17 protein-coding genes and 1 pseudogene are annotated in these 20,040 nt (G+C 71.0%); 4 read left to right on the top strand and 14 right to left on the bottom strand.

Annotation, left to right across the window (positions count from 1 at the left end; translation table 11 throughout):
• Positions 1–4 precede the first annotated feature (4 nt).
• Together Q9R22_RS03205 and Q9R22_RS03200 are read right to left on the bottom strand one after the other, a co-directional pair.
• Positions 5–1,900, bottom strand: coding sequence for a methyltransferase (locus tag Q9R22_RS03205; RefSeq protein ID WP_131332376.1), 1,896 nt, complete (start codon positions 1,898–1,900; stop codon positions 5–7).
• A 3-nt stretch (positions 1,901–1,903) separates the two neighbouring features.
• The gene (locus Q9R22_RS03200; RefSeq protein ID WP_131332375.1) at positions 1,904–2,362 is read right to left on the bottom strand and encodes a pyridoxamine 5'-phosphate oxidase family protein; all 459 of its coding nucleotides are present in this window, start codon (positions 2,360–2,362) and stop codon (positions 1,904–1,906) included.
• Between the two features lie 172 nt (positions 2,363–2,534).
• Between Q9R22_RS03200 and Q9R22_RS03195 the strand changes: the two genes are divergently transcribed.
• Positions 2,535–4,865, top strand: coding sequence for a DEAD/DEAH box helicase (locus Q9R22_RS03195; RefSeq protein WP_396415661.1), 2,331 nt, complete (start codon positions 2,535–2,537; stop codon positions 4,863–4,865).
• Positions 4,866–4,993: 128 nt separating this feature from the next.
• On the opposite strand, the gene Q9R22_RS03190 is transcribed toward Q9R22_RS03195, so the two are convergent.
• The 7 genes from Q9R22_RS03190 to ssd form a co-directional block, all read right to left on the bottom strand.
• The gene (locus Q9R22_RS03190; RefSeq protein ID WP_131332373.1) at positions 4,994–5,413 is read right to left on the bottom strand and encodes an Rv3654c family TadE-like protein; all 420 of its coding nucleotides are present in this window, start codon (positions 5,411–5,413) and stop codon (positions 4,994–4,996) included.
• Position 5,414: 1 nt separating this feature from the next.
• Complete coding sequence (locus Q9R22_RS03185) at positions 5,415–5,774, bottom strand: TadE family type IV pilus minor pilin (protein ID WP_276401456.1); 360 nt, start codon at positions 5,772–5,774, stop codon at positions 5,415–5,417.
• A 374-nt stretch (positions 5,775–6,148) separates the two neighbouring features.
• Positions 6,149–6,421: a DUF4244 domain-containing protein gene (locus Q9R22_RS03180; RefSeq protein WP_239319101.1), complete on the bottom strand. Its 273-nt coding sequence runs from the start codon at positions 6,419–6,421 to the stop codon at positions 6,149–6,151.
• 184 nt (positions 6,422–6,605) lie between these two features.
• Complete coding sequence (locus tag Q9R22_RS03175; protein ID WP_242670589.1) at positions 6,606–7,022, bottom strand: type II secretion system F family protein; 417 nt, start codon at positions 7,020–7,022, stop codon at positions 6,606–6,608.
• 380 nt (positions 7,023–7,402) lie between these two features.
• Complete coding sequence (locus tag Q9R22_RS03170) at positions 7,403–8,188, bottom strand: type II secretion system F family protein (protein ID WP_064846639.1); 786 nt, start codon at positions 8,186–8,188, stop codon at positions 7,403–7,405.
• Positions 8,185–9,471 carry a TadA family conjugal transfer-associated ATPase gene (locus Q9R22_RS03165; protein WP_131332372.1) on the bottom strand — a complete coding sequence of 429 codons (1,287 nt, stop codon included), beginning with the start codon at positions 9,469–9,471 and terminating at the stop codon, positions 8,185–8,187. Before Q9R22_RS03165 ends, Q9R22_RS03170 begins: the two co-directional genes overlap by 4 nt.
• Entirely contained in the window at positions 9,468–10,577 is a 1,110-nt protein-coding gene (ssd, locus tag Q9R22_RS03160; RefSeq protein WP_131332371.1) for a septum site-determining protein Ssd, read from the bottom strand. Before ssd ends, Q9R22_RS03165 begins: the two co-directional genes overlap by 4 nt.
• A 414-nt stretch (positions 10,578–10,991) precedes the next feature.
• Between ssd and Q9R22_RS03155 the strand changes: the two genes are divergently transcribed.
• On the top strand, positions 10,992–11,549 hold the full coding sequence (locus tag Q9R22_RS03155; protein ID WP_131332370.1) for a hypothetical protein: 558 nt from the start codon (positions 10,992–10,994) through the stop codon (positions 11,547–11,549).
• A 61-nt stretch (positions 11,550–11,610) separates the two neighbouring features.
• Here Q9R22_RS03155 and Q9R22_RS03150 read toward each other — a convergent pair whose 3' ends face one another.
• The 3 genes and pseudogenes from Q9R22_RS03150 to Q9R22_RS03140 form a co-directional block, all read right to left on the bottom strand.
• The gene (locus Q9R22_RS03150; RefSeq protein ID WP_207387874.1) at positions 11,611–12,309 is read right to left on the bottom strand and encodes a peptidyl-tRNA hydrolase; all 699 of its coding nucleotides are present in this window, start codon (positions 12,307–12,309) and stop codon (positions 11,611–11,613) included.
• Entirely contained in the window at positions 12,306–13,166 is an 861-nt protein-coding gene (locus Q9R22_RS03145) for a biotin/lipoyl-containing protein (RefSeq protein WP_311254048.1), read from the bottom strand. The genes Q9R22_RS03150 and Q9R22_RS03145 overlap by 4 nt, the downstream gene beginning before the upstream one ends.
• 10 nt (positions 13,167–13,176) lie before the next feature.
• Positions 13,177–13,949 (bottom strand): annotated as a pseudogene (locus Q9R22_RS03140) (alpha-ketoacid dehydrogenase subunit beta).
• Positions 13,950–14,202: 253 nt separating this feature from the next.
• Here Q9R22_RS03140 and Q9R22_RS03135 point away from each other — a divergent pair.
• Positions 14,203–15,963, top strand: coding sequence for a bifunctional 3'-5' exonuclease/DNA polymerase (locus tag Q9R22_RS03135; RefSeq protein WP_311254047.1), 1,761 nt, complete (start codon positions 14,203–14,205; stop codon positions 15,961–15,963).
• A gap of 126 nt (positions 15,964–16,089) precedes the next feature.
• Here the strand turns inward: Q9R22_RS03135 and Q9R22_RS03130 are convergent, their stop codons facing one another.
• Together Q9R22_RS03130 and nth are read right to left on the bottom strand one after the other, a co-directional pair.
• Positions 16,090–16,872 carry a CoA pyrophosphatase gene (locus Q9R22_RS03130; RefSeq protein ID WP_131332367.1) on the bottom strand — a complete coding sequence of 261 codons (783 nt, stop codon included), beginning with the start codon at positions 16,870–16,872 and terminating at the stop codon, positions 16,090–16,092.
• A gap of 11 nt (positions 16,873–16,883) precedes the next feature.
• Complete coding sequence (gene nth, locus Q9R22_RS03125) at positions 16,884–17,747, bottom strand: endonuclease III (RefSeq protein WP_131333863.1); 864 nt, start codon at positions 17,745–17,747, stop codon at positions 16,884–16,886.
• 180 nt (positions 17,748–17,927) lie between these two features.
• Here nth and acs point away from each other — a divergent pair, with 180 nt between their 5' ends.
• Entirely contained in the window at positions 17,928–19,880 is a 1,953-nt protein-coding gene (gene acs, locus Q9R22_RS03120; protein WP_131332366.1) for an acetate--CoA ligase, read from the top strand.
• The last annotated feature ends 160 nt before the right edge of the window (positions 19,881–20,040 follow it).

Raw genomic sequence — 20,040 nt, 5'->3', positions numbered from 1 at the left:
AGTCTTACACCTCCGTCAGGAAGCCATGTGTGATCAGGCCTTTGATTTCACGCAGCAGCTGGGGTGCCGGGCCGTCCTGCCACCCCAGCAGCGATCCGAGGGCCGTGAGGATCTGCCCCGCGCTGAGCTCGCCGTCGCATACGCCCGCGAAGCCCGCCGCCTCGCTCGAGAGGATCACGCTCCGACGCAGTCCCGCCCCCTGCCGCAACAGGATCAGGGCCGGGTCCGGGGCCCCGGGTGTGCCGTGGCGTTCCTCGGTCACGTCCTGCGCCACGGTGTAGTGCCGCGCGAGCCACGCGGGATCGGTGCCCGACGCCGCTGCCGGGCCGCGAGCGCCGTGGTCCGCCTCGTCGCGCGCCATGCGCAGCATGCGCTCCCACTCCGCGGCGAGCGCCGGGGCGATGGGTTGCTGGATCGGGTGCGGGACGGTCTCGAAGATCCGCGGTGCAATATCCGGTGTTTCCTCACCCGGGCGGTACAACCACACCATACCGAAGCCCACCGCGGCCACGTCCCGGGAGTCGAAGTCGTCCAGGTAGGCCGCGTAGGCACGTTCGTAGTCGGCGACGTCGCGCTGCTGGGACGCGTCCCGCAACCAGGTCTCGGCGTACTCGCACGGGTCCTGCACTTCACGTTGGACGAGCCACGCGCCGGTTCCCGGCGGCACCCACGACGCCGGCCCGCGGGACCACGTGGTCGAGGGCTCCTCGTGCGGATCACGCGGGATCTCCCAGTTCGCGAGCAGGTGCGCGGTGGCCCCCGGGTTCAACACGGTGGGCAGCGCGCCCAATAATTCCCGCACGAGCCGGTCCCCCGGCAGACCGCCGTCCCGATAGGTGAAGCGGTCCTCGGCGTGTTCGTCCGGGTTGCGCGGCGTGATCACGAAGGGCGGGTTGGACACGACCATGTCGAACCGGCGATCCGCCACGGGCTCCAACAGGCTCCCCCGTTCCAGGCTCACCCGGGCGGGCAAGTCCCACGGGTCCACGTCCAATGCCTCGGCGTTGAGGATCAGGTTGAACCGCGCGGTGGCCAGGGCGCGGTCGGAGATGTCCGTGGCCGTGACGTGGCGCGCGTGGGCCAAGAGGTGGAAGGTCTGGATCCCGCATCCGGTCCCCAGATCCAGGGCGGTGTCCACGGGCCGGCGCGGTGTGGACTGCACGAGGGTCAGCGATGCACCCCCGATGCCCAGCACGTGGTCATGGCGCAGCACGCCCGGTCGCTGGAACGCACCCAGGTCGCTCGCGACGTACAGCTCGGCCGAGGAATCCGTGGCGTAGGGCCGCAGATCCACCGCGGAACGCACTGTGACGGAGGGCGCGGGGGTATCCGCCGCTGCGCTCTCGTCCGGGTTCGCGTGGGACGGGCAGTTCTCACGGAGCCCGCGTGCAGCGGCGTCGACGGCGCCTTCGGCCGACTCGGTGGCGGCATCGGCGGCACCATCGGCCGGCTCAACGCCGGCCTCGACCAGACCCAACCGTTGCAGGCCGGAAGCGCCCACGGAGGGCAGCGCGGCGTCGAGCGATGTGGCCGTTACGGGGTCCCCGAGCAGGAAGAACGCGGCGAGGGTGATCAACGCGGCGACGTCATGGCCCGCGGAATCCGCAGCGTTGCCGACGCCGCGCGGTGAGGAGTGAGTATCTTCCGCACCGCCCGGCACCGAACCGAGGTCCTGCGAGCGTCGTTGCAGGGCGCGACGGGCAGGGACCGCCTGGTCCCGCGACCACGCGGACATGGCCTGCTCGCCCACGAGGTCCGTGACCCCGTCCACCGTGAACCCCGCGGCCACGAGGTCGTCGTGGAGGCGGGCGATCAGCTCCGGGTCATCGGAGCGCGGGGCATCCGGGACCACGCTGAACGCGGGCCCGGGAGCGGCGTCGTTGGGACAGGAAGAGACCACCCGTCAGTGACCCAACCGGAAGGCGCGACCCGTGATGCGCGTGGGCGTGATCTCCACGAACTCGATCTTCTCCGTCTCCAGCCACGGTCGCAGACCAAGCTCTTCCACGTACGCGATCCGGTCCGTGTCCGTGATCATCTCGGCCGTGCCGCGCACCACCACGGAGTGCGCTTGTGAACCGGCGGCGCGGTCGATCTCGACCGTCACGTTCGGGTGCAGTTGCAGGTGCAGGACCTTGGTGCCCTTGGCGGAGCGGAAGAAGATCTTCTCGCCGTCGGTCACGATGTTCAGCGGGGTGATGTCGATCTCGTCGCCGTCGCGAGTCGCCAGCCGCGCGAAGCGTGCCTGCTTGAGCAGCTCCCAGCTCTCCTGTTCGCTCAGCTCGGTGATGGGCGGGACCTGGGACGCGTCATCGTGCTCGTGGGCGATGTTCATGGGGTGCGGGTGCTCAGCGTTGCTCATACCCCCATGATTCCATGCGGGTGCGGGACGTGGGCCAGGCGGCGGTGTCGTCCCCGCATCGGATTCCGGCACCGGGTCCCCGCACAGGCAGGGAGCCGACGACGCGTGGCGGGCCCCGCGCATTGGTGGCCGGGCGGCGTCGTCCCCGCCCGGTGTGGGCCACAATGTCACGGTGACGACTTCGCAGGAGATGGTGGACCTGCTCGGACGCGGACCCCGCCCCGAGCAGGTACGTCATGTGCGCGAGATCCCGGAACGTGAACCCACCCACGCGCCCTGGCCCGAATGGCTGCACCCGGACGTGGTCAGCGCATATGAACGGCTGGGTATCCATGAACCGTACGCGCACCAGGTCGCTGCGCTGACCGCTCCGCGACACGCGATCGTGGCCACGGGCACCGCTTCGGGGAAGTCCCTGGTCTACCAGTCCCTCGTGCTCGACGCCGTGCACCGGGGCAAACTCGCGGTGGCCGAACGCCCCGGCCTGCTACACCATCCGGACGAGACCACGGCCCTCTACATCTCGCCCACCAAGGCCCTGGCCGCGGACCAGCTCACGTCCCTGCGTGCGCTCGGCTTCGCGGACGTGCGCGCGGCGACCTACGACGGGGACACCGATCCCGGCGAGCGCCGTTGGATCCGGGAGCACGCCGACGTGATCCTGTGCAACCCGGACATGCTCCACCACGGGATCCTGCCGCATCACATCGGCTGGTCGCGGTTCTTCCGGCGGCTGCGGTTCGTGATCGTGGACGAGGCACATTCCTACCGGGGGGTGTTCGGTTCGCACGTGGCCGTCCTGTTGCGCCGACTTGTCCGGGTCGCGGCGCATTATGGGGCCTCCCCCGTGTTCGTGGGGGCGTCCGCCACGAGTGCGTCCCCGCAGCAGTCATTCGCCAAGCTCATCGGCGCGTCCGAACAGGACGTGACGGCGGTGACCCGTGACACCTCGCCCCACGGTTCGCGCACCGTGGTGCTGTGGGAGCCGGAACAGTCGCCCGGCGGTTCTGACAACGGCGCGCCCCGTCGCCGCACGGTCACAGCCGAGGCCTCCGACATGCTCACCGACCTGGTGCTGCGTCAGATCCGCACGATCGCGTTCATCCGTTCCCGCCGCGGCGCGGAGACCATCGCACAGGCGGCCCACCGGCAGCTCGAGGAGGTGGACCCCTCGCTCGGTCATCGCGTGGCCGCCTACCGTTCCGGATTCCTGCCGGAGGAACGCCGTGAGCTGGAACAGCAGTTGCGGGACGGGCGGTTGCTGGGGGTCGCGAGCACGTCCGCACTCGAGCTCGGGATCGACATCGCGGGGCTCGACGCCGTCCTGGTCGCCGGGTGGCCCGGCACCCGCGCGTCCTTCCTGCAGCAGATCGGCCGCGCCGGGCGGGCGGGCCAGCACGCCTTGGCGGCACTGATCGCCGGTGACGATCCCCTGGACGGCTACTTGGTCAACCACCCCGAGGCAATCTTCGACGTCCCCGTGGAGGCCACGGTGTTCGAGGCCTCCAACCCCTACGTGCTCGCACCGCACCTGTGTGCGGCCGCCGCAGAACTGCCCCTGCGCCCCGACGAACTCGAGCTGTTCGGGCCCACCGCGCGCGACGTCGTCGACTCCCTCACGGACGCGGGGCACCTGCGCCGACGCCCGAGCGGGTGGTTCTGGACCCGGTCCGAACAGCCCGCCACCATGGTGTCGATCCGTTCCGGGGACGGCGGTCCCGTGCAGATCATCGACTCGGAGACCGGCTCGGTGCTCGGCACCATGGGCGCTCCGCAATCGCATTACCAAGCCCACCCGGGCGCGGTCTACGTGCATCAGGGCCGAACCTATCTGGTGGAGGAACTGGACGAGGAACTGCACGTGGCGGCGGTGCACCGCGCGTTCCCGGACTTCTACACGGTCGCGCGGGACATCACCGAGGTCCGCGTGCGGGACGTGCGCGATTCGATGCAGTGGGGTCCTGTGAGCATCCACCGCGGGGCCGTGGACGTGACCACCCAGGTGGTCAGCTATCAACGCAAACTGGTGGCGTCCAACGAGGTGGCGGGTGAGGAACCCCTGGATCTGCCGCCCCGCCAGTTGTCCACCACGGCCACATGGTTCACGGTCTCCGGGGGTCAGCTGGCCGCGATGGGGATCGAGGAACCGGACATCCCCGGCTCCCTGCACGCCGCGGAACACGCGATGATCGGGCTCCTGCCACTGTTGGCCTCCTGTGACCGGTGGGACGTGGGCGGGCTCTCGACCGCCCTGCACGTGGACACCGAACTGCCCACGATCTTCGTGCACGACGGCCACCCCGGCGGTGCGGGCTTCTCCGAGCGCGGGTACGACATGTTCCGGCACTGGATCACCGCCACCCGGGACGCGATCGCGCAGTGCGAATGCGAGTCCGGTTGCCCCTCGTGCGTGCAGTCCCCCAAGTGCGGCAACCGCAACAACCCGCTCGACAAGGCGGGGGCGCTCAAGCTGCTCAACGGGGTGCTGTCCTTCGCGCCGTGATGCGCTCGCGGCTGCCACGCGGCGGGTGGCCGTCCCGCAATGGCTGACTACTCCGAGGTGGGGGACCACTCCGGGGCGGGCGCCTGCTGCGGGGCTGATGGCTGCTCCGGGGGTAAAGTTCCCGGAGCTCATGGCTCCCCCGGCGGCGGTCCGGCCCGGGACACCCCGGTGGCCGGGCCCAGTGACGCGAGGGGTTGCGGCAACTCGATCACCGCGGTGACGTTCACGATCGTGTTCTCAGGGGCCACCACCGCGCACTCGGACAACTGCGCCCCGTTGTCAGCGGCCACCCGCGCAGCCACATCGCACGGGACGCCGGGGCTCAGGCCGCGAGCGACGTCGGCCGCGGCGAGTGCTGCCAAATCCGCCGCCTTGGCCGCACGGTGCGTGAGGATCGCGGCCTGCCCGACGAGCAGGACCACCACGAGGACAAAGCAGAGCATCACGGCCAGTGTCAGACCGTGCACCGCGCCGGACCCCTCGTCGCGATGATCTCCCGCGCCCACTGCTCGAGTCCGGCGACGCTCGTGCACCTCGTCCGACGTCATGTCACGGCCTCGCATGATCAAGCGTCCCCGGCCCGGCGCTCGGACCCCCGGTGGTTCCGAGAGCGGTGTCCACGGCCGCGCTGCCCGTGGCCTGCAAGCGCCAATCACTCCATGTCCCCAGGATCCCCGGGGCGGGGCCGTTCACCGCGACCGTGACCCGGTCGTCCGCGACGCTCACCCGGACGACGGCGGTGTCCCCGGCGATCTCACGCGCCGTGCGTTCCACGACCTCGGCGGTTTCTCCCCGTGCGGCGGCGCGCGCGGAGGCCCGGGCGGCTTCCTCGTAACGCACGGTCGTCATCCCGGCAGCTGCGGCCGCGAGCAGAACGGCCAGGAGCAGGACGAGACCGGGCATAATCACGGCCGTTTCCACCGTGACCGCTCCGGCATCCGGATGTCGTGGTGGGTGCTCCGGCTGTCCCGGCGGGGCTTCGGCGCGATCATGCACCGGCACGGTTCTTGACCTTCTCATGGGAGTCCTCCTCCTACGGACGGCCACGCGCTCGCTCACCGGCACTCCACGGTGTTCGAACCACGGTGTGACTGGGGACCGTGGCAGTTCCGGGCGGCGTGGTGGTGGCCCCACTCCGACGAGCGGGTCCGCCGGAACAGAAGCGCGGCGGGCCCGGGGGCTCGGAGTGGTTCGGGTGTATGCGGTTCTGGCACCGGGCCCGGGCCGCAGGGTGGCCGGTCCTACGCGGCCCTCCCACGGCCCGGGCCCGGTGGGTGCGCGGTTCAGACGGCCAAGGCCTTCTGGATGATGCCGAGCAACATGCCCGACACGGAGTCCGAGGACAGCACTGCGGCCATGACGCCGCCGAACGCGGCGGCCGCGAGCACGATGACCGCGTACTCCGCCGTGGACGCCCCGAGGTCCGGGTCGTCCGGATCGATGGCGGTGCGGGGCCGCACCTCGGCGGTCGGCATCGACTGGGTCGCATCCTCCACGGGGATCTCCGTGGGATCGTCGAACGCGGTGGTGCAGGCGGGAAGCGTGATCGTGGACATGGTGGTATTCCTGTTCGTTGGGTGTTCGTGATGTGTTGAGGGGTGAGATGGCAGCGGTGTCGCGCACCCGCCTTCGTGACAAGTGGAAGGTTGCAAATACGTGTCTAGATCGGGGCGCAGCATCCTACGGGCGGTCCCCTCCCCCTCCCCGCAGCGTGAGCGCCGTGCAGGCGCGCGTGGCCGGTCATAATCCGAAGACCCTGGGCAGCAAACTCATGAGCACGGGGACCACACCCCAGCACATGAACGCGGGCAGGAAGCACAGGCCGAGCGGCAGCACGAGCTTCACGGCGAGCGCCTCGGCCGCCCGTTCGGCGCGACGGTACTGCGCTCGCCGCACGAGGTCCGCCTGACCCCGCAGGACGGACGCCGAGGCCGTGGCGGAGGTGGCCGTGAACTCGAGAGCGTCGCGGAAGTCGCGCATGTCCCGGGACAGTTCTTGATCCGCGGGCCACGCCGCGTCCCACGGGAGCCCGAGTCGCAGGGCGGCCGCAACCCGACCCAGCTGCTGGTGGACAGCTCCAGCGCAGCTGTTCGCGAGAACGGACACGGCCTCCGCGAGGGGCAATCCGGTCTCAAGCTGGCATGCCGTGAGTTCCACGAGTGCCGCGGCGGGTAGTGGGGGGATCGACGCCGCCGTCGCAGTTGCTGCACGGACCGAGGGACCCAGCGATGCGTCCGCCGGCATTGCCCAGGTCGCCACACTCCGAGCATCCCCGGTCGCTCCCGGGGTCGTGGATGACCCAGACGACCACCCGTTCACCCCGGTCGATCCGATGTCCCCGCCCCGGGCCAATCCGCCGTGAACGGTCGACGTGGCCTTTGAGCCAGGACGAAGAAACCCACCATTCAACCCCGAACGGGACGACCCGAGCTCACGCGGGGAACGTCGTCGTCCGCGAGGGATCCGCAGCCGCGAGCCGGGAGAAAGCCACACAAGTACACCGCATCCCGCGAGAACACCCGCCATCAGCGCCCCGATCATGACGCGCTTTCCACTTCGGCGCGATGCATCAGGGCCCGGGTCCACAATCGCCCGGCGATGCTGAGGGCGGCACCCGCCGCGAGCGCGAGCCGACCCCACCACGTGGTCAGCAACGTGGTGATCGGATCCGTGCCCATGAGCACACCGAGCCCCAGCGCGAGCACGGGCAGCCACGACAGCGTCCGCACCGTGACCCGCGGTCCTGCCAGGGCACTGTCCCGGGCGGCCTGCGCGTCCAGCTGCGATTCTAGGGACTCCGCCACGCCCGAGAGCGTGCGCCCCAGGGGCGCCCCGGAACGCTCCGAGATCTCCCAGCACGCGGCGAGCTGGGCGCACACGGACCGCGCGGTGGCCGCGAGGGCACGATCACCCACGGGCACGGGAGCACTCGCGAAGCGTGTCAGACTGGCGGACACCGGGATCCCGACCTGGGCGGCGGCGTGGACGTCCCCGCACATCCGGGCGATCCACCGCCCCGTGGGTCCCGAGCCCGTGGAGACCGCGGGCAGTTCGCCGAACACCCGGGCGGGTGCCCGCCCCGCTTGCAGCAGCGCGGCCAGTCGGCGCACCACGGTCACCCATTGCATCGCTTCCGCGGCACGATCACGACGACGCCACCGTGCGAACACGCCCGTACCCACCGAACGCTCGGCACCGCCGTCGGCGTCGTCATCACCCGAGCGGTGTGCGGGTACTGCGAGGCTGCCCCCGCGCGCGCCGCCACTGCTCCAGACGAGCAACGCGGCCGCGGTGAGGACGAAGAGGAGAAACGCGAGCATCATGATGCGTCACGCCCTCGGGCCAGCAGCCGTGCCAGCTGTGACCACCCGGGCCCCTCGACCGGATGCCCGGACTCCACGGTCAGAGCGGGCCGGGTGCTCAGCACACCGTCCTCGAGGTGGAGAGTGCACAGGGAATCCAGCCTGCGTCCGGCGGGGGTGCGGCTCACGTGGGCCACGAGGTCCAGCGCGTTGGCAGCCTGCAGGTCCACGGCGCTACGGCTGAGTCCCGCGAGGGACCCCAGGGCGGCGAGCCGGGCCGGAACCGCCCGCGCGGAGTTCGCGTGCACGGTTCCCGCACCGGAGTGCCCCGTGTTCAGGGCGGTCAGCAACTCGCGGACCTCCGCGCCACGGCATTCCCCCACCACGAGCCAATCAGGGCGCATCCGCAACGCTTGCCGGACCAGGTCCGTGAGGTCCACGGAACCGGCCCCCTCCACGTTCTCCTGCCGGGACTGCATGCCGACCACGTGGGGATGATCGGGGTTCAGCTCCGCGGCGTCCTCCACGAGCACGAGGCGCTGTCCCGGCGCGCACTGGGACAGTAGAGCAGACAGCACGGTGGTCTTTCCGGAACCGGTGGCGCCGCTGATCATGAGATTCGCCCGTGCGGCCACGGCATCCGTGAGGACGTCCGCGAGGAACGGGTGCACGGTCCCGGAGTGCACCAGATCCGCGAGCGACAGCCGCTGCGGAGCCCGGAAACGGATGGACAGCAGTGTCCCCGACGTGGACACCGGCGGGATCACGGCATGCACCCGTAGCCCGGTGGCGGTCTGCACGTCCACGCACGGGTGGCCGTCGTCCAGCCTTCGCCCGGCCGCGGTCACGAGCCGCACCGCGAGCGCACGCACGTGCGCCTCGGACGTGAACGGGCTCATGACACGCTGGATCCCGTCGTGGGTCTCCACGAAGACGTTCTCGTGGCCGTTGACGTAGACGTCGCTCAGTCCGGTCGCCGGCAGTAGTGGCTCCAACGGCCCGAGCCCGGTCAATTGCGCCTTGACGTGCTGCGCGGCTCGGACGGAGCCGACGGCCCCGAGCACCCGGCCCGTCTCCCGCACGGCCTTGGCGATCCTGGTGTCGGTGACCGGACCGCCCTCGGCCAGGAGGCGTTCGCGCACCTGGTCCACGAACGCGGCGTCGTGCGCGGCAGCTTCCGGCCCTGGCGTGGCGCACGGCCCGGACCGGGTTGCGGTGTGGTCGACCACTTCCGACCCCGACGCGTCGGGCGGACCGGGCCGGGCGGCGTCGTGATCGCGGGACACCGTGCATGAGACCGTCATGACAGCTCCTCCAATGCCCGGGCGATCTGCGCCACGGCCTTCGCGTGGCGGGTGTGCCGGCCGCGACGTAGGACGGTGCCGTCGTCGAGGTGCTGGGGCACGCGAGCGTCGAACGCCACGGCCGCGACGCACGGCACGCCGGTGGCCTCGGCCACGACCGGGGGATCCACGTCCGCGACGTTGACCCCGCACACCGCACTCACCACGGGAACGGGTGCGCAACGCCGCACCGTGTGTTCCGCGGCCAGGATCCCGCGCACGGTGCGGGAAGCCAGGACCAGCACGGCATCGCACCAGCGCGCTTGCCGTTCGAGGTCCGAGCGGCACAGATCCACCACCTGGACCGCAGCGGCGCCACGCAGCGCGGCGATCACCGTGGCCATCGGAACGGTGTGCGCTAGGCTCGCGTGGCGATCCCATGAGAGGTACCGCAGGGCATCCAGGCGCGGCATGGCCGCCCACAGTTGATCGGCCGCCACGGTGCCCGAGAACTGATTGAGCTCGGGCCACCGCAGCCCGTCGGTGGTTTCCTCCCCCAGCGCGAGATCGAGGCCCGCGCCCAGGGGGTCACCGTCCACGAGCGCGGTGTCCACCCCCCGGGCCGCGAAGTGCCCCGCGAGCCAGCACGCCACCGTGGACGCGCCCACTCCCCCGGTAGCGCCGACGACGCCGTACACCCGCCCGGTCGTGCGTGGCAGTTCGGAATCGGACGAGCGAGAGATCATGTCCGCGAGCCACGCGGCCGCGTGCGGTAACACCACCACGGCGGACGCCCCGAACCTCACCGCGGTGTCCCACGCGTCGGCGTGTTCGGTGAGCGCCACGACCACCGCCCCGCGGGGTACGACGTCCCCGGCCCAGGCGGCATCCACGAGCACGACGTCCGACGACGCCGCTCGCGCCCCCGCACCGTCGTCCGTCACCCTGAGCGCAACCCCGGCGCCGATGCACACGGCCTCAACGGCCTCCACGAGGTCAGGGGTGGTGCTGAGCAACTGCACGCCGCGGGTCCCGTGCAACTCGGTGCAGGCCAGCGAACTACCCGCCGAGGCACTGCCCGCGGCGACACCGCCCGATGCCGCGCTGCCCGTCGCCGCGCTTCCCATCGGTGCACGTCCCCCCGCTGCGCTGACCCGGGAGCGCGCCGCGATCGGGGACTCGCGATCCGCGGGGACCGGCCCGGCAGGGAGCGGGCCACACCCCTGATCGCCATGGCCACTGTCAAAGGCTGCGTAAGGCCGACTGGCCGCGCGGCGGGCTCGACGCGAGGCGCCCGGAGGGTCGGCGGGAGCCGTGATGGATGCGGTGTTCATGGCACCAACCTGGCCGGTGACACCCACGTTCCGCGCCCGCTGGCCCGCACTGTGCAGCGTTGCGGGCACCCGCCGCGGCGTGCCGGGTGCTGTGCAGATCGCCCGCCGCGGGGACGGAGGGTTCCTTCCCGTCGTGCGCGCTCGCCGAGTATTACGGAACGGTAACCGGTGGTGCACAGTTGTCCGGGGAAGCACCACCATGAGCTGATGGACCTCAACCCTGTGACACGAACATCGGCCGTCGCGGCGCTGATCCTGAATGTGCTCTATTGCCTGCTGGTGCTCGTCCTGCTGCTCTGGGTGTTCCACTGGGGCCGGGTCAGCATCATAGTGGTGGCTCTGCTTCTCCTGGCCGTCATCATCATCCCCGGGCTCTTCGCTCTGCGCCCGCAGACCGAGCGGGCGAAGGACTACACCATCACCTCATGCGGTGCCCGCAGCCAAGGGCAACTCACGGTACCGGTGCCCGTCTCCGAACTTCCGAGACTGGTCGAGCGTGCCTGCGCCCAGCACGCGGAACTGGGCTTGCGAGAACTCGATGCGCAGGGCGGGCGGATCTCGGTGGGAATCACGTTCTCGTCGTGGGGCGCGCGCGTCCGATTCGTCTTGCGACCCGTCTCGGAGACCGCGTCGCAGATCATAACGACCTCGCGTCCTCGGATGCCACTGGAACTGTCGGGCCTGGCCGGGAGCGAGGCAAACCTGTCCGTGCTGTTCCGCGGCGTGGCACGGGAGGCCGAGCGCACGCACACGAGCGTGGCCTGAGCACCGCCCGACCGGGCACGGCGCATGCCCCATGAGGCCCGGCTCTCAGCTGAGCCGCCGCTCAGGCGGGTTCCACCCACCACGCCCGGGTGGTGTCGGTGGGGCCGTCCAGCTCGGTCAACCCCGCGTCCGTGACCGTGACCGGCCTCTCGGCCCCGCCCCACTCATCCCGCGAGGGGAACTCCACGCGCACCCGGTAGTCGTCCACGCGCCAGCGTTCCCGCACTGCTTCGGGCATGGCCTCCCACGCGAGCTGCGCGGCGTGCCCACACTGCGCCGCGAGCTTGCCGCTCGAGATCCCGAGTCCCGGGGCCACCTCCACGGTGACCACGGCATTCTGCGTGGCGGAGGCCCCGACGGCGGGGAATTGCGTGCCGGACACCTGCAGCTTGTGCAGTTGCTTGGGCAGGGGCTGCACGGGTGCGGGCACGAACGCCCTCACGGCCGCGGTGCCGTGCTCGTCCGCTGCCGTAGTCGGCGCCTTCTGCGCCACCGTGACCCCGGGTAACGCCTGCACGTCCTCCCAGCGCTTGCCGTCCGCGCGCCGCACAAGTTTGCGGATCTGCACGTCCCGCCACGTCCGCACGGCCTCGTGCCATGGCCCACCCGGGGCGCTGCGTTCGTCGGCCAGCAGCATCACGACGGCGCGCGCCGCCGCTTCCGCGACGTCTACCTCCCGTGCGGGGCGCCCACGATCCCGGTACACCACCAGTTGCATGGCCCAGGGGACGTCGTGGGTCTCAGTCGGCTCGGCACTCATGGCCCCGAGTCTCCCACACGGGTCCGCAGCGCGAGCTCGCCCACGGACAGCGCGTGCGCGTCCGGGACCACGGGGACCATGAGACCGCGGTCCGTGGCCTTGCGGACGCCCTTCAACGGGATGGTCCACGTCTCGTCGCCCTCCGGTGCGCCGGGCGACGCCGTCGGCGCGACCTCCGGGAGACCACCGGTGCCTACCAGGTGCTGCGCGAGGTCCCTGCGGGTGACCTCGCCGGCCGGACCCGTTCCGGTCAGCGCGGCGAGATTCACCCCGGCGTCCTTGGCCCGCTTGTGCACGGGCGGTGTGGCGCGGGCACGCGTGTCCCCGGGGGACGGCACCGAGGGTTCAAGACGCTGCGGGGCACCCACGTCCTCGTGGAGACCGATAGGACCGGACGGTGCTGGCCCCGCCGGCTCGGCCGCCCGCTGCTCCGCAAGGGCACGACGTCGCCCGAGTCGCCCGCGACGCTTCGTGTCCTCCCGAGCCCCGTACCCGACCAGGGTGGCGCCGGAACCCTCGGCATCGGCCGCGGGTTGCGCGCCGGTCTGGGGGCCGGACTCCCGTGCAGAACCGGCCGGGGCAGCGGGTGCACCGGTGGACCCGTCCGCCACGGCGTCCTCGGCCACGATGTCGATCATGGGCGTCCCCACCTCCACCGTGGCTCCCTCGGGGGCGAGCAGCGCCGCCACCGATCCCGCGGTGGGACACCGCAGTTCCACGACCGACTTGGCGGTCTCGATCTCCACGATCACCTGGTTGACCTTCACGGCGTCACCGGCGGCGACTTTCCAGGTCAGGATGTCCGCTTCCGTGAGGCCCTCGCCGACGTCGGGGAGCTTGAACTGGGCTGTATTCATGATCTCCTCCTCAATACTCGAGAGCCCGGTCGATCCCGTCGAGGATTCTGTCCACGTCGGGCAAGTCGTGGTGCTCGGAACGCGACGCCGGGTACGGGGTGTGGAACCCGCCCACGCGGATCACGGGTGCCTCGAGCTCGTAGAAGCATGTCTCCCCGACCCGCGCGGCGATCTCAGCGCCCACACCGAAACTCGTGGGCGCTTCATGGACGACCACGAGACGACCCGTCTTGCGCACGGAGGTCACCACGGTGTCGATGTCCACGGGGCTGATCACCCGCAGGTCCACGACCTCCACGGACACGCCGTCGTCCTGCGCCGCCGCGGCCACGTCCAGGGCCGTGGTGACCAGGGGTCCGTACGTCACCAGGGTCACGTCCTCGCCGGGGCGACGAACCACTGCCCCGCCTGCGAGACCGAAGCTCCCACAGGCGGCGGGGTCGGTCCCCACCTCACCCTTCATCCAGTACCGGCGTTTGGGTTCGAAGAAGATCACGGGGACCTCGGAGGCGATCGCCTCCTGGATGCCCCAGTACGCGTCGTGCGGGGTGCCGGGCGCCATGATCCGCAGCCCGCTCATGGCCATTCCGACGCCCGTTCCCACGATGCCCGCTTCCGCGAGGGGAGCATCGATGACCCGCTGGTCACCGAAGTCCTTCTGCAGCCCGTCCGTGATGAGGAAGACCCCGCCCGCGCGCCGATGTCCTCCCCGAACAGCACGACCCCGAGATCGTCCTCGAGGGCCTTGCGCAGTCCTCGGTTGATGGCAGCGGCCAGGGTCATGGTGGTGTTCTCGGCCCCGGGTGCCTGGGCCGCGGTCCCAGCTCACCGCTGGGACTGATCATCTGCACGGGATGAGGTTCACCCGGTCCCGTTCGTTCCGGATCCATCACCTCGTTGTGAACGTTCATGTCACTCCTCGAAGTAACGCGTATTCAATTGTCACTAGGTCTCTGTGATGCAGGTCGCTACGTCTATCCCGCGCGGCTCCGCCAGGGGGCCCGGGCGTACCCGATCCACGCCCCATACTGGGAGCATGCACATCGTGGTGGCCGCCGCAGAGCCCGGGTCCTGGGTGTTGCGGGTGGTCTCCGCGAACGGCAAGCCCGCCGGGGAGCCGCACACCGTCACGGACGAGGGCCTCGCCTTCGAGGTCGCCCGGCGCGAGAACGCGGCACGTGCCGCGGGCGTGGTGCCTCCCGTGTGGACGTGGCTCGAGACCTCCGTCCCCGCCGCACTGCTGCTCGCCGCGGGCGTGTGGGTGACCCGCTGCCGGGACCTGGGACTGTGCGCCACGATCCTTGCCACGGCCGCGACCGCCCCCGGATCCGGCGCGCCCGATCCCACGTCGGACGAACCCCGCCCACTCGACTACCGTCCCGTGATCGAACCCGCGGACCCGCGCCGCGTGCCCGGTCCACGCGCCCCGGCCGAACCGAGCAGCCAGGGGTCGCTGTTCGCCGTCGTCGAGCAGCGCGGACCCGGGACGGACGAGTTGATCGCGGAGCTCGCCGCGCAGAACCGGGCGTGCGAGACCGCGCGCTATCCCCGGCGGATCGAACGCCTGCTGGCCCTCGAGTCCCAGGGCGCGTTGGTGGCCGCGGACATGCGCCACCACGGCGTCCCCTGGAGCCCCCGGGCCCACGAGGAGATCCTCGAGGAGCTGCTCGGCCCCCGCCCGGTCGGTGAGGAGCGGCCCGCGCGCATGCAAGAACTCGCCCGGCAGGTACGTGACGTGCTCGACGCCCCCACCCTCAACTCGGACTCCCCCGTGGAGCTGCTCAAGGCCCTGCGCAACGCCGGGGTGGACGTGGACACCACGCGCGCGTGGAAACTGCAGGACTGGGCCCTCGTCAACGGCCGGCCGCAGGAGCAGCGCGTGGCCATCGTGGAACCGGTGCTCGAGTACAAGAAACTCTCCCGGATCTTCTCCGCGACCGGGTGGCACTGGTTGGACACATGGGTGCGGGAGGAGCGCTTCCACCCCGAGTACGTCGTGGGCGGCGTCGTGACCGGACGATGGGCCGCGCGCGGCGGCGGTGCGCTGCAGATCCCCAAGTACATCCGCGGCGCCGTGCGCGCGGATCCCGGCCGCGCGCTCGTCGTGGCCGACGCCGCCCAGCTCGAGCCGCGCGTGCTGGCCATCCTCGCGCGCGACGACGCTCTGGCCGAGGCGTCGCGCGACCGTGACCTCTACGAGTCCATCGCACTGCAGGGCGAGGCACGCGGTTCGGAACTCAAGGAGCGGGCGCACGCGAAGCTCGCGCTGCTGGGCGCGATGTACGGTGCGACGTCCGGGGCCGGCGGGCGGTTCATGCCTCACCTGGCCCGGATGTTCCCGCGCGCCGTGGGTTACGTGGAACACGCCGCGCGCGTGGGCGAGCTGGGGCACCAGGTCTGCACCTACCTGGGCCGCTGGTCACCCGTTCCCGGGGCGGAATGGTTTGAGGTGCAGCGCGCCACGGCCACCCAGGCCGGCGAGCGCCGGGCCACCCAGGCCGCGCGCGGTCACGGCCGGTTCTCCCGGAACTTCGTGGTCCAGGGCTCGGCCGCCGAGTGGGCGCTCGCGTGGTTGGGACACATCCGACAGGGTCTGCACGACGCCGGCCTGGACGCACAGCTCGTGTTCTTCCTGCACGACGAGGTCATGGTCCACTGTGCCGAGCAGCATGCGCCCCGGGTGCGGGACCTCGTGACGCAGGCGGCCGAACAAGCGGTGATCACGGTGTTCGGCAGGGTACCCGTGGCGGTCCCGGTGGCCACGACGGTGGTGACGTCGTACGCGGATGCGAAGTGACCGCGGCTGCGCGCACCGGCATTACGCTGAGACGTCCCGCTCCTGAGTAGCGTCCTGCTGGTGACCTCGCGGACCGTCCGCACCATGCGCCTCGACGGGGACCGAGGGTGAACGGCGCTGAAAGGGTTACGCCGTCGGCCCGAACCTCGGCGCGGGGCGCTTGATCGAGCGGTCCCACTCCACGGACCAGCCGAGCCAGTCGAGCACGCGGTCGATGATGACGCCGGTGAACCCCCACACGGTGATGGGCTCGGCCACGTCCGCCACGCTCACGTCGAACGCCGGGGACTCGTAGGTGTGCTGCCCGCGGGTCACGGTCGCGTAGTACCGGTGGGCGGGGTTGATCAGGTCCAGCACCGGCACCCGGAACACCAGGGAGGACTCGGCGTGGTCCACCACGTCCACGGGGGACGGGCTGCGCCACCAGCCGATCACGGGCGTAACCAGGTGGTTGCTCACGGGCAGCGGCACGGGGCGCAGTGCACCGAGGACCTCCACGCCGTCCGGGTCCACCCCGGTCTCCTCGTGGGCCTCCCGCAGTGCCGCCCGGATATGGGGTGCGCTCACGCGCCCGCCGGGCACGTCCAGGAAGGTGCCGGGTTCGCCGTCGGGCGGATCGAGGCGCCCGCCCGGGAAGGCGACCTGGCCGGGGTGGGCACGCAGGGTCGCGGCGCGCTGGACGAGCAGCACGTCCAGGTCACGTCCCGGCCCGTCCGTGTGCTCGGCGTAGTGCGACGGCACGGCGTCCAGCGCGCCGAAGAGGATGAGCACCGCGGAGTGCCGATGGTTCTCGTCCAGCTCGCCGATCCGCCACGGTTCGCGGTCGTGCATGATCACGGAATCACCGTGCCGGGCGAGCTCCACGAGCTGATCACGGGGGTCGGCCCCGTGAGGGTCGGAGGGAGTCATGCGAAGTCCTTTCACGCGCCGAGGGTGTGTCCGTCGGCGCGCAGTTCGCGGCGCGTGCGCCCGGCCAGGAAGCCCGCGAGCAGCTCCTCGCGGCCCGGGGCGAGTTCGTAGGCCAACAGTTTCCGGGCGGCCAGTGGATCGGTGGGGCCCGTGCCGTAGGAGGGGCACAGATCCGCGACCGGACACACTCCACACGCTGGTTTGCGCGCGTGGCACATCCGCCGCCCGTGGTAGATCAGTTCGTGGGACAGCTCGGTCCACACCGCGGGCGGGAACAGGGCGGCCACGTCCGTCTCGACCTTGACGGGGTCCTCCTGGTCGGTCCAGCCGAAGCGGCGCGCGAGCCTGCCGAAATGCGTGTCCACCGTGATCCCGGGGACCCCGAACGCATTACCGAGCACCACGTTCGCGGTCTTGCGCCCCACGCCGGGCAGGGTCACGAGCTCGGCGAGCGTACCCGGGACGCGGCCGTCGTACTCGTCCACGATCCGCGTGGCCAGCCCCTGGATGGAACGCGCCTTGGACCGGTAGAACCCGAGCGAGCGCACCCGTTCCTCGACGTCCTCGGCCGGCGCCTCGGCCAGCTCCCAAGGCCCGGGGTATGCGGCGAACAGCCCCGGCTTTACCGAGTTGACGCGCACGTCGGTGGTCTGCGCGGAGAGCACCGTGGCCACGAGCAGCTGCCACGCGTCGTCGAAATCCAATTCCGCCACGGCGTACGGATAGCTGCGCGCGAGCTCGCGCTGGATCCGCCGCGCGCGCCGCGTCGTCGCCAACCGCGTTTCGCCCCCGGTACGACGACGCCGCGCGGCCGCCTGCTCGGCCTGGCGCGGGGGCACGAAGCGCACGTGGGCAGCGGCGGCCGGGGAGTCCATGTCCTCGATCATGGTGGCCGCCGTGGCGGGGGTCAAACCGCGCGGCCGCCGTGACGGTGCGCGCGACACCGGCCGCCATGGATCGAGCACGGGCGGGAACCTCGACTACGCTGGAGAACAAGAATGTGAACTGAACCACGTGCCCGCGAGCGGCACGAGACGGCCCAGGTAAGGAGCACCATGTCCTCGGAATCCGCAGCATCCCAGTCGAAGACCTACGCACCCAGCGAGGAGTTCGCCACCCAGGCCAACGCCACCGCGGAGCTGTACACGCGGGCCAAGGAGCAGGGTGAGGAGTTCTGGGCGGACCAGGCCCGCGAGCTGCTGACGTGGTCCACCCCGTTCACCGAGGTATTGGACTGGTCCAACCCGCCGTTCGCCAAGTGGTTCCAGGACGGCACCCTGAACGCCGCGTACAACGCCGTGGACCGCCACGTGGAGGCCGGCAACGGGGACCGCGTGGCCCTGTACTTCGAGGGCGAGCCCGGGGACAGTGCGTCCTACACGTACGCGCAGCTCAAGGACGAGGTCTCCAAGGCCGCGAACGCGTTCGAGGCGCTCGGCGTGGGCAAGGGCGACCGCGTGGCCGTGTACCTGCCCATGATCGCGGAGGCCGTGGTCACCATGCTCGCGTGCGCGCGCATCGGAGCGATCCACTCGGTGGTCTTCGGCGGCTTCTCCGCGGACGCCCTGCGCTCGCGCATCGAGGACGGCGAGGCCAAGCTCGTGGTCACCGCGGACGGCTCCTACCGCCGCGGCAAGCCCACGACGCTCAAGCCCGCCGTGGACGCCGCCCTGGAGAAGGGCGGGAGCTCCGTCCAACACGTGGTGGTGGTCAAGCGCAACGGCGAGGACGTCGCGTTCCAGGACGGCCGTGACGTGTGGTGGCACGAGGTCACCGAGAACGCCTCCACCGAGCACACGCCCTCGGAGCAGAACGCCGAGGATCCGCTGTTCATCCTCTACACCTCCGGCACCACCGGCAAGCCCAAGGGCATCCTGCACACCACCGGCGGCTACCTCACCCAGGCGGCGTTCACCCACAAGAACGTGTTCGACCTCAAGCCGGAGACGGACGTCTACTGGTGCACCGCGGACGTCGGGTGGGTCACGGGCCACACCTACATCACTTACGGGCCGCTCGTGAACGGCGCCACCCAGGTGATCTACGAGGGCACCCCGGACTCCCCGCACCGCGGCCGGTTCTGGGAGATCGTGCAGAAGTACGGCGTGAGCATCCTCTACACGTCCCCCACCGCCATCCGCACCATGATGAAGTGGGGCGAGGAGATCCCCGGCGAGTGGGACCTCAGCTCGCTGCGCTTGCTGGGCACCGTGGGCGAGGCCATCAATCCCGAGGCCTGGACCTGGTTCCACCGTGTGATCGGCGGCGAGCGCTGCCCCATCGTGGACACGTGGTGGCAGACCGAGACCGGCGCGATCATGATCTCCCCGCTGCCCGGGGTCACCCACGCGAAGCCCGGTTCCGCGCAGGTCCCGCTGCCGGGGATCGCGGTGGACGTCGTGGACGACGCCGGCAACTCCCTGCCCAACGAGACCGACGGTTTCCTGGTGGTCCGCAAGCCGTGGCCGTCCATGCTGCGCACCATCTGGGGGGACGACGACCGTTTCGTCAACACCTATTGGGGCCAGTTCGGTGACAAGTACTTCGCCGGCGACGGCGCCAAGCGGGACGCGGACGGGGACGTCTGGATCCTGGGTCGCGTGGACGACGTCATGAACGTCTCCGGCCACCGCCTGTCCACCCCCGAGATCGAGTCCGCGCTGGTCTCCCACCCGTCCGTGGCCGAGGCTGCCGTGGTGGGCGCCCAGGACGAGACCACGGGCCAGGCGGTTTTCGCCTTCGTGATCCTCTCGGACCAGGCCACCGCCGAGAACCGGGACGCCGCCGAGCTCGCCGAGGAGATCCGCGCGCACGTAGGCCGGGAGATCTCCCCGATCGCCAAGCCCAAGAAGGTGTTGATCGTCCCCGAGCTGCCCAAGACCCGCTCGGGCAAGATCATGCGCCGTCTGCTCAAGGACGTCGCCGAGGACCGTCCCGTGGGTGACGTCTCCACGCTCGCGGACCAGACGGTCATGCAGCAGATCGTGGACTCGCTCGGCCAGAAGTAACCCCGGCCCCGGCGGGCGACGCCGCTGCGGTGCCTCGCGTGAAGAGGTCATCGTGGCGGCGTCGTCCGGTGTTGTCAGGGTGTTCGACGACGCCGCACTGTTGGTCGGTGCCGCACTGTTGGTCGGCGCCGCCGTGTTCGGAGGTGCCGTGTCGCTCCAC

Source organism: Kocuria sp. PD6, assembly GCF_031844145.1.
GTDB classification, from domain to species: Bacteria; Actinomycetota; Actinomycetes; order Actinomycetales; family Micrococcaceae; genus Kocuria; species Kocuria marina.
The sequence above is the reverse complement of the archived record's forward strand: the minus strand, read 5'-3'. Positions and strand labels throughout refer to the sequence as shown.